We start from the raw sequence: 10,768 nt of genomic DNA on the forward strand, positions 1-10,768 counted from the left end.
GGCATAGCTGACGATGTACGGAACATGGTTCACGACGGGGAAGGTTTCTGACCTGCTGGCGCGCACGGGGCTTGACCGTGTGCCGGTCTGGGTGCCGGTGGTGCCGGGCGTTGTCATCATGGCGTTTGTCGGGTCGGTCGAGATCGATCCCGCGCTGCAGGGATGGATCTCGATCGGCACGGTCACGCTGCTGCTGGTGCTCAGCCGGCGGCGGGGACGGGGGATCACCGTATTCCTCATGATGCTGTCGCTGCTGGTGTCGCTGCGCTACATCGTGTGGCGGCTGACGGCGACGGTGCAGTTCGACAACTGGCTGCAGACGGGGCTGGCCGTTCTGCTGCTGCTGGCCGAGGCCTATGCGCTGATGACGCTGTGCCTGAGCTATTTCCAGATGGCCTGGCCGCTGCGGCGCAAGGAACACCCGCTGCCTGATGACATGACGCAGTGGCCGAGCGTGGACGTGTTCGTCCCTTCCTATAACGAGGAGCTGTCCCTTGTCCGCTCGACGGTGCTCGGCGCGCTGGACCTTGACTGGCCCGCGGACAGGCTGAACGTCTACATCCTTGATGACGGACGGCGGAAGGCGTTCCACGATTTCGCGGTGGCGGCGGGGGCGGGCTACATCATCCGCGCCGAGAACAACCACGCCAAGGCCGGCAATCTCAACCACGCGCTGGCGGTGACGGACAGCCCGTTCGCCGTGATCTTCGACTGCGACCACGTGCCCACGCGCGGGTTCCTCAGGCGGACCATCGGCTGGATGATGGCCGACCCCCGGCTTGCGCTGCTGCAGACGCCGCACCATTTCTACGCCCCCGACCCGTTCCAGCGGAACCTCGCCGGCGGGATGCACGTGCCGCCCGAAGGCAACATGTTCTATGGCCTGGTGCAGGACGGCAACGACTTCTGGGATGCGACGTTCTTCTGCGGCTCCTGCGCCGTCATCCGGCGCGAGGCGGTGATGGGCATTGGCGGCTTCGCCACCGAGACCGTGACCGAGGACGCGCATACCGCGCTGAAGATGCAGCGCAGGGGCTGGGGAACGGCCTATCTGCGCGAACCGCTGGCCGCCGGCCTTGCGACCGAACGGCTGATCCTGCATATCGGCCAGCGCGTGCGCTGGGCGCGTGGCATGATCCAGATCATGCGGCTGGACAACCCCATGCTGGGGGCGGGGCTGCGGTGGGAACAGCGGCTTTGCTACCTGTCGGCCATGTCGCACTTCCTGTTCGCCATCCCGCGGCTGACCTTCCTTGTCTCGCCGCTGGCCTTCCTGTTCCTGGGCCAGAACATCATCGCCGCCTCGCCGCTGGCCATCAGCGTCTATGCGCTGCCGCACATCTTCCATTCGGTCGTCACCCTGTCACGCATCGAGGGGCGGTGGCGCTATTCCTTCTGGAGCGAGATCTACGAGACCTCGCTGGCGCTGTTCCTGGTGCGCATCACCATCGTCACCCTGCTGCAGCCGCACAAGGGCAAGTTCAACGTGACGGACAAGGGCGGGCTGCTGGCGCGGGGGTATTTCGACTGGGACGCGGTCTATCCCAACGTCATCCTCGCCGGGGTGCTGTGCGCGGCCCTGCTGCGCGGGGTATTCGGCATCGTGTGGCAGTTCCATGACCGCCTGGCGCTGCAGTCCTTCATCCTGAACACGCTGTGGGTGGTGATCAGCCTGATCATCGTGCTGGCGTCGATCGCGGTGGGGCGCGAGACGCGGCAGACGCGCAACGCGCCGCGCGTAAGCGTGCGGCTGCCCGTGGTGGTGACCGACGCCCATGGCCGGCAGATGGCGGGGCATACGCGCGACATCTCGCTCGGCGGCCTTGCGGTGGGAACGCGGCTTGCGGCGCCGGACATGGTGGGCGGCACGGTCACCGTGCGGTACGACAACGCGCGCGACGGCATCCATGTCGGCGTGCCCGCGCGGGTGCTGGAGGCGCGCGACGGCGCGCTGCGGCTGCAATGGGCCGTGCGCGATCTGGCGGATGAACGCCAGGTGGTCAGCATGGTCTTCGGCCGCAACGACGCGTGGGCCAGCTGGGCGGATTTCGCGCCCGACCGGCCGCTGCGCAGCCTGGCGATGGTGTTCCGCAGCATAGGCGGGCTGCTGCGGCGGCGCCCGGCGGAGGCGCCGCGCGCCCTGCATGAAATGGGGGAAGGCGAGCTTCCCGCCACGGAAGAGAAACTGGAGAAACAAAGCTTCGTGCTGAAACCTGTCCCCCGTAGCGCGCGTCATGGCGCTACCGTATCCGCCGCCCTGTTTGTCGCGTTTACGGCCCTGGTCCCGGCGGCCATGGCGCAGGAGGCGCCGTCCCCGGACCAGTCGGGGGTTTCGGCGGAAACGCCGTTCGGGGACAGCAATACCGGGGTTGTTCCCGATGCGCCGCCGGCCATCGACCCGGCCGCTGCCGACCGGATCAGCGATGCCGAGGTGACGCGCACGCTGACGTTCCGCAACCTTGGCGCGACGACAGGACCGCTGACGCTGCGCGGCTATTCCCCGCTGCAGGGGCTGGATGTGGTGGTGCCGGCCAACCGGGTGGTGACGCATGCGCAGCTGACGCTGTCGGGCGCGCTGTCGCCTTCGCTGCTGCCCGAGGCGAGCGCGGTGACCGTCACGCTGAACGAACAGTATGTGGGCACGCTGAAGGTGGACCCGCAGCACCCGCAGTTCGGTCCGGTAAGCTTTGACATCGACCCGCTGTATTTCACCGGCGACAACAAGCTCAATTTCCACTTCGCCGGGGAATACCGCCGCGACTGCAACGACCTGTTCAACGAGATCCTGTGGGCGCGCATCTCGGACATGTCGCGCATCACGCTGACGACGGTGCGCATCACGCCCGAACGCAGGCTTTCGCGCCTGCCCGCGCCCTTTTTCGATCCCAACCAGCGCGCCACCCTGCGCGTGCCGGTCGTGCTGCCGGCGACGGGGGACAGGGGCGCGCTCCGGGCGGCGGGGCTGGTGGCGTCGTGGTTTGGCCGCATCGCCGATTTCCGCAAGCTGTCCTTCCCGGTCTCGACCGCCATCCCCGCCTCGGGCAACGCGGTGGAGGTGGGGGTGAACCTGCCGGTTGACGCCGGAGGCGGCAGGCCCGCCGGGCCGATGCTCGCCGAAATCGCCAACCCCAACGACCGCTGGGGCACGGTGCTGGTGGTTACGGGCCGCACCCCGCAGGAGGTCGAGGTCGCGGCGCGCGCGCTGGTGTTCTCGCCCGATACGCTGGGCGGGGTGGCGTCGAAGGTGGTCAGTGATGTCAGCCTCGGGGCGCGGCATCCCTATGACGCCCCGGCCTTCGTGCCGACGGACCGCCCGGTGCGCTTTGGCGAACTGGTGGGGGCGGCGGACCTGCAGGGCGGCGGCTTCGCGCCCGCGGGCATGACGCTGCCGTTCCACCTGCCGCCGGACCTGTATACGTGGCGCGGGCGGCCGTTCCTCATGAACATGTGGATCCGCGCGCCCGGCGGGCCGGTGGTGGATCTTGAGACCTCGCGCGTGGATGTCAGCCTCAACAACAACTACCTGCAGAGCTATACGCTCTCGCCGCCGGGGCTGTGGCGCAAATGGTCCGAACGCCTGGTCAACCAGCACGCGGGCGCCGTGGGGCATGTCACGGCGCTGCCGCCATGGCTTCTGTTCGGGCAGAACCAGCTGCAGTTCAACTTTGACGCCCGTCCCATCGACCGGGGCGCGTGCCGCCGCACGCCGGGCGACATCCACATGAGCGTGGATTCGGATTCCACGCTGGACTTCCGTCGCGGCTACCACTTCGCCGAGATGCCCAACCTGTCCTATTTCGCCGAGGCCGCCTTCCCGTTCTCGCGCATGGCCGACCTGTCGGAGACGACCGTCGTCCTGCCCGACCACCCCGACACGGGCACGACGGGGGCGTTCCTCGATCTCATGGGCTTCTTTGGCGCGTCGACATGGTATCCGTCGGCTGGCGTTACGATCATGGGCGCGGGCGAGGTGGAGCAGGCCCCGCCGAAGGGCGACATCGTCGTGCTGGGCACGGCGGCGCAGCTGGGGGCGGCGTCGGGCCTGCTGGCGCGCTCGCCCTACGTGATCCATGACGGGCGCATCACGGTGGGCCAGCGCATGGGGCTGCAGGGGATCTGGTACCTGTTCCAGGACCGCGACCATGCGGGGCTGAAGAACGGGGTGACGGCCAGCCTCAACGCGCCGATCGTGGACGCGGGGGTGCTGCTGGCCGCGCAGTCGCCCTATGACAGCCAGCGCTCGGTCGTGGCGTTCACGGGCGATACGCCCGAACGCATCCATGACCTGGTGCTCAGCCTGCGCAACAGGAGCGACCTGCCGTCGCTGCAGGGGGATCTGGTGCTCAAGAACGGGGACCAGTTCACCAGCTACCGGACGGCGCCGGTCTATACCGTGGGCTCCCTGCCGCTGTGGCTGCGCCTTGACTGGTTCCTGGGCCACCACCCCTCGGCCCTTTACCTGGCGGGGCTGGCCGGGGCGGGGCTGGCGGCGCTCGGGGTCTGGGCGTGGCTGCGTGGCTGGTCGCGCAGGCGGATCGCGCGCGACGACCTGACGGGGGAGTTGTGATAGGTCATATACACGCCCCTTCCGCATCTGCGATGCCCGCTGGCGTGGCCGCAGGCCTGCCGGGACAGGCCGGGCCCGCCCGGCGCGCGGCTATGGCGCCTTTCCGAACCAATCCAATCCAGAACTGGAGAAACACGAGATGAATGCCCTTCTTGCAGGCCTGACCCTGCTGATCATTGGCGACAGCCACGTCACCTTCAAGGACTCCCTGCTCTCGGTGCTGCCCGATGAGTTCACCAGGCAGGGCGCGAAGGTCGTGACGTATGGCGTCTGCTCGTCCACCGCAGCCGACTGGGTGGTGCCCAACCCCAACAATGGCTGTGGGGCCGCCGAACGCGTGGGGGATGCGCCGATCGGCGCGCCCGACATGAAGCCTGCCTCCCCGCCGCCGATCACCTCGCTGATCGAGAAGTGGCACCCCAACGTGGTGATGGTCATCCTGGGCGACACGATGGCGGCGTATGGCCAGAACGCCGTGTCGAAGGACTGGGTGGATGAACAGGTCAAGACCCTGACCTACGCCATCGGCAGGACGGCGTGCATCTGGGTCGGGCCGACCTGGGGGCAGTTCAGCCCGCGCTATGGCAAGACCGACCAGCGCGCGACGGAAATGGCAGGCTTCCTCAAGGGCGAGGTCGCGCCGTGCAGCTATGTCGACGGGACGGCCCTGCTCAAACAGGGCAGCGTGAACACCATCGACGGCATCCACGCCACCCCCGAAAGCTACAGGGTCTGGGGCGATGCGATCGTGCAGGCGACGCTGCCCGAGCTGGAGAAGCTGAAGGACGCGCCGCCCGCGCCCGCGCAGTAAGCCCGTCCTGACGCGGCGGGCGGCCCCGAACACCGGGCCCCCGCCGCCCTGCCCGATACTGGCGCATGCCATGGAAACCCACTGATGCTGCAACTCAACCCGACCCCACCCGCGCCCAGCCGCTGGCGCGCCATACTGGAAAACGACTTCTTTCCCGGGAACCGCCGGCGCGACATTGACGGGCTGCGCGGCCTGGCCATCGCCCTTGTGGTGCTGTTCCATGCGGGATGGCTGAAGGGCGGGTTCATCGGCGTCGATGTCTTCGTGGTGATCTCGGGGTATTTCATGGGGCGCTCGGCGCTGATGCAGCACCCGTTCCAGCCGGTGCGCTTCGTATGCCGCAGGCTGTACCGCCTGCTGCCGGCACTGCTGTGCATGGTGGCGCTGGTCTCGGCGGGGATGCTGTGGTGGGTGCTGCAGAGCGACCGCGCCGACATCGCGATCAATGGCGCGTATGCGCTGGTGTATTTGTCCAACATCTGGGCGTCGGGCCATGTCGGGTATTTCCAGGGGCAGGCGGTGGCCTATCCGTTCCTGCACACGTGGTCGCTGTCGCTGGAAATGCAGTTTTACGCCATCATCTTCGTCATGGCGCTGCTGCTGCCGCTGACGCGGCACCGCAGGCTGGTGCTGTCGGCCATCTTCAGCGCCTCGGCGGCGTACTGCGCCCATGCCTGGTATACGGGGGACAGCCAGGCCTATTACAACATCTTCGACCGGCTGTGGCAGTTCGCGCTGGGCACGATGGTCTGGATGCTGCCGCGCCCGAAGCTGCCCGCGGCTGCCGCGAACGCGGTCTATGCGGCGGCGGTTGCGGTCATCGTGGGGGCGGGTCTGTTCTATCCCCTCAGCTCCGCATGCCCGTCATGGATGACGGTGTTCCCGTGCAGTGCGGTGGTCCTCATCATCATGCTGCCCGACACGCAGGTGGGGCGGTGGTGCCTGGTGCCGCTGTCGCCGCTGGGGGTGATCTCGTATTCGGTCTATCTGTGGCACTGGCCGGGCATCGTGGTGGCGAACTACCTGCTGTTCTTCCAGGTGCACGGGGCGATGATGGCGGGCGTGCTGGCGCTGGTCATGGTGGTCAGCCTGCTCAGCTATGTCCTTGTCGAACGCACCGGCCTCGATTACGAGGACCGCGCCCCCGTGGCCGCGCGCAACCGCGGGGCGGCCCTGCTGGTGGCGGCCTGCCTGGGACTGGCGGCGGTCCTGGCCTATATCTCCCATGTGTCCCGTGTCCATTAAGGATGACATGATACGACCGCGCGGGCCTGTCCCGCGCGACGGGGCGGCGTGGCGGCGTGGCCCCGCGCGCTGGGTGCTGCTGTGTGACGCGATGCGCGGGCGCGAGGGCGGGCTGCTTGTGGCCTGTGCCGTGATGGCCGGCCTGATCGCGTCGGGCGGCGGGGCGGCCTGCGCGCAGGACAGCCACATGGCGGTGGCGGGCGCGCCCGCGGCCCCGGCTGCCCCCACGCTGCCCGTCACGGCGGCGGATGCGGCGGATGCGGCGCATCTGGCGCATGCGGCGGCCGTGCTCGAACTGCTGCTCGACCAGGGGTATTACTGGCTGGGCCAGCATAACCTGGGCAAGGCGCGCGAGACGATCCAGCGCGCGCTGTCCATCGAACCCGACAATAACGAGGCCCTGTTCCTGCAGGGGCGGCTGCAGATGGGCGAAGGCGCCGCCGCGCAGGCCACGCGCACGCTCGAGCGTCTGGAACGCCAGAATGCGCCGGCGGGGCTGGTGGCCGACCTGAAGGCGCAGATCCAGGCGGGCCCGGTGGACCCCAGGGCGCTGGCGGAGGCGCGCGCCCTGGCGGCATCGGGCAGGATGATGCCCGCGATGTTCAAATATAAGGCCCTGTTCAGGAACGGTGACCCGCCGCCCGATCTGGCGCTGGAATATTACCGCGTGCTGGGGGCGACCATCCTGGGATACCAGGAAGCGCGCACAAAGCTTGCGGCATGGGTCGCGCGCAACCCGCGCGACATCGACGCGCGGCTGTGCCTGGACCGGATCCTGACCTATCGCGTCACCTCGCGCGCCGAGGGGCTGGACGGGCTGCGCGTGCTGGCGCGCTCCAGCGTGTCGGCCCAGATCCGCAGCGATGCGGTCGCCGCCTGGCGCGACGCGCTGCTGTGGGAGCCGATCACGGGGCAGAGCATCCCGCTCTATAATGAGTGGCTGGCGCTGCACCCCGATGACACGGAGTTCACCATCCGCCTGAAGAAGGCGCAGGAGACGCAGGCCGGCGTTGACGCGGCGAATGCCCGCCAGCAGGGCTATGCGCTGCTGGCGCGGCACATGCTGGACGCGGCGGCGCGCGAATTCCACCGCGCGGTGGAAATCGACCCCCATGATCCCGACGCGCTGGGCGGGCTGGGGCTGGTGGCGCAGGCCCGCCAGCAGCCGGCGCTGGCGCGGCAGTATTTCCTGCAGGCCATGCAGGCCGGTCCCGATGCGGCCGCGCACTGGCACGCGGCGCTGAAGGCGCTGGAGACGGGCGGCGGCGTGGACCCGCTGGTCGCGCGGATCGTGCAGGCCATCAATGACGGACGTTATGACGCGGCGCGCGCCGACCTGGCCACGCTGGGCCACCGGCCGGGCTACGGGCTGACGGTGCTGTCGCTGCAGGCGGCGCTGGCGCGCAGGCAGGGCGACACGGCGGATGCCGTGCGGCTGTACCGCGAGGTCGCGCGCCGCGCGCCGCGCGATGCCGGGGCGCTGTTCAATCTCGGCGCGCTGGACGTGCAGGTGGGTGACGGCACGGAAGCCGCGGACATCCTGACCCGCCTGCAGCGGCTCAGCCCGGTCATGGCGCGGCGGCTGGAGGCGATGATGCTGTCGGCGCAGGCCGACCGGGCGGGGGATGATGACGGGCGCATCGTCCTGCTGCGCCGCGCGCAGGCGCTGGACCCCGACGACCCGTGGGTGCGGCTGAAGCTGGCGCATGCGCTGGACGACGCGGGCGACCATGCGGCGGCGCAGGCGGTGATGGATGCGCTGACCGCGCCGCGCAACGCCTCCGCGCAGGCCCTGCAGGCGGGCATCATCTACGCCATGGGCCGCCATGACACGGCCACCGCCAGCGCGCTGCTTGACCGCATGCCCCGCACGGGGCGCACGCCGGACATGGACCGCCTGGCCAGCCTGGTGGTGCTGGACCAGCGGATTGCCGCCCTCAGCCACGCGCCCGCGGCTGGCAACGCCGCCGTGCTGGCGCTGGCCGACCAGCCCGACCCCACGGGCGAACGCGGCATGCGCATCGCCGCCGCCCTGCTGGCGCGCCACGCGCCGCAGGACGCGCGCCAGGCGCTGGCGCGCGGGGAAAGCCTGACGCAGCCGCCCACGCCCGCGCAGATGCTGGCCTATGCCGGGACCTATCTGCGCCTGCGCTCCGCCTTCGACACGACGCGCTGCCTTGACGCCTTCGACGCCATGGCGAAGGCCCGTCCCGCCGATATCACCGCCGGGCAGGCCCGCGCGCGCGAACAGGTCGCCATCGGCCTTGCGGTCATGACCGCCGACGGGTTCGACCGCTATGGCCAGACGGCGCAGGCGGCACAGGTGCTGGCCCCCGTGCTGCGCGCCCACCCCGATTCCGTCGAGGCCCACCTGGCCATGGGCCGGGTGTACCAGGCCCGCAACATGGCCACGCGCGCGCTGGACGAGGACGAGACGGCGCTGCGGCTGAAGCCTGCGAACATCTACGCCCTGGCCGCCGCCGCCCGTGACGCGGGCGGCGCGCACCACCTGGCGCAGGCGAAGGGCTACGCCGCCCGCCTGGCCCACGAGGACCCCGACGGCCCGATGAGCTGGGAGGTCCGTTCCGACATCGAGCGTATCGAGGGCAACAGCCGTGGCCAGCTGGCGGACGTGGAACACGCCCGCCACGCCCAGTGCACGCTTGATGGGGAAGGGGAATGCGGCGGGCATGAAAGCTTCGTGTCCGATTACCGCTGGCCCCTCATCGACAGCGCATATATCGACCTGCATGGCGCGACCCTGCCGGCGAGCTATCATTACATCCCCGAGGATGACGGCGCCCAGGCGATGGACCGCCAGATCGTCTACCTGCGCGATTCCGTGTCGCCGCAGTTCGACGCCAATACTTTCGTGCGCAGCCGCACCGGTGTTGCGGGGCTGGGGCAGCTGACGGAATTCGCCGTGCCCATCACCGCGACCCTGCCCTTTGAATCGTGGGACCACCGACTGTCCTTCTCGGTCACGCCGACCCTGCTGTTCACCGGCGACCCGCTGACCAGTGCCGTCTCCGCCCACCAGTTCGGGACCGTCGCGGTCAACGGGGCGCAGCCATGGGGCTATCACCATTACTATACGCAGGGCGTGGGGCTGGACCTGAATTACGTCAACCGCTGGTTCGCGGCCGATGTGGGGTCCTCCCCGCTGGGCTTTCCCATCGCCAACGTGGTGGGCGGGGTGGAATTCGCCCCGCGCCTGACCCGCAACCTCGGCCTGCGCATAAGCGGCGGGCGGCGCATGGTGACCGACAGCGAACTGTCCTATGCCGGCGAGCGCGACCCGGGCACCGGAAAGCTGTGGGGCGGGGTGACGCGGCTGTTCGGCCATGGCGCGCTGGAATGGTCCGCGCGGGGATGGAACGCCTATGCCGGTGGTGGCTTCGCCTATCTCAGCGGCACCAACGTCATCGGCAATACCGAGACCGAGGCCGGCGCCGGCGGCAGCGCCACAGTGTGGCAGGACCACGACCGGCAGTGGCTGCGCGTGGGGCTCGACCTCATGTATTTCGGCTACAGGCGCAATGCCTACTTCTTTACATGGGGGCAGGGCGGATACTTCTCGCCCCGGCAGTATTTCGGCGCCATGGTGCCGGTCGAATGGTCGGGACACAACCGGCGCTGGACATGGTTCCTGCGCGGGGAGGCGGGCTACCAGTATTACCACAGCAACGCCGCGCCGTATTTCCCGACCAGCGCGCAGCTGCAGGACCGCGCCGATGGCAACCCGCCCGACTGTTATGGCGACAGCGGGGCCAGCGGGCTGGCGGGCAACATGCGCGGGCGGCTGGTCTATCAGGTGGACCACCGCCTGCGCATCGGGCTGGAAGGCGGATACAGCCGCGCGGGCAGCTGGTCGGAGACCAGCGGCATGTGGATGGCGCACTATACCCTCGATGGCCAGTAAACCCCTTACCCTTCACGGCCGGGACGCCCGCGGGCGTCCCGCCTCTTCCGGGAACAGCATGACATGACACTGCACAGACAGGCTTTCGTCCTCATGGCGGCCATGGCGGCAGGCACGGCAACGGCGCAGGCGGCGGGGTGTCCGGCGGATGCAGGCGGGAACACGGTCTGCGTGCCCGCCGCCGACACGACCGCCGGCGGGCTGGACCGCGCGCCCCGCGCCG

At 69.4% G+C, this 10,768-nt stretch carries 4 protein-coding genes; all 4 read left to right on the top strand.

Annotated features, from left to right (window positions below; all coding sequences use genetic code 11):
* Positions 1–13: 13 nt before the first annotated feature.
* Entirely contained in the window at positions 14–4,567 is a 4,554-nt protein-coding gene (bcsA, locus tag B7449_RS13375; RefSeq protein WP_048883694.1) for a UDP-forming cellulose synthase catalytic subunit, read from the top strand.
* Between the two features lie 139 nt (positions 4,568–4,706).
* Positions 4,707–5,378 carry an SGNH/GDSL hydrolase family protein gene (locus B7449_RS13380; RefSeq protein WP_039736233.1) on the top strand — a complete coding sequence of 224 codons (672 nt, stop codon included), beginning with the start codon at positions 4,707–4,709 and terminating at the stop codon, positions 5,376–5,378.
* Positions 5,379–5,462: 84 nt separating this feature from the next.
* Positions 5,463–6,623, top strand: coding sequence for an acyltransferase family protein (locus B7449_RS13385; RefSeq protein WP_039736231.1), 1,161 nt, complete (start codon positions 5,463–5,465; stop codon positions 6,621–6,623).
* Positions 6,624–6,630: 7 nt separating this feature from the next.
* Positions 6,631–10,545 (top strand): cellulose biosynthesis protein BcsC, encoded by a 3,915-nt coding sequence (locus tag B7449_RS13390; protein ID WP_039736235.1) that lies wholly within the window; start codon positions 6,631–6,633, stop codon positions 10,543–10,545.
* The last annotated feature ends 223 nt before the right edge of the window (positions 10,546–10,768 follow it).

The sequence above is a fragment of the Komagataeibacter intermedius TF2 genome, from assembly GCF_000964425.1.
In the GTDB taxonomy this organism is placed as follows: domain Bacteria; phylum Pseudomonadota; class Alphaproteobacteria; order Acetobacterales; family Acetobacteraceae; genus Komagataeibacter; species Komagataeibacter intermedius.

Excerpts from the sequence above, each read along its gene's own strand:
- B7449_RS13390 (WP_039736235.1), top strand. The coding sequence starts at position 6,631 with ATGATACGACCGCGCGGGCCTGTCCCGCGCGACGGGGCGGCGTGGCGG.
- B7449_RS13385 (WP_039736231.1), top strand. The coding sequence starts at position 5,463 with ATGCTGCAACTCAACCCGACCCCACCCGCGCCCAGCCGCTGGCGCGCC.
- B7449_RS13380 (WP_039736233.1), top strand. The coding sequence starts at position 4,707 with ATGAATGCCCTTCTTGCAGGCCTGACCCTGCTGATCATTGGCGACAGC.
- bcsA (WP_048883694.1), top strand. The coding sequence starts at position 14 with ATGTACGGAACATGGTTCACGACGGGGAAGGTTTCTGACCTGCTGGCG.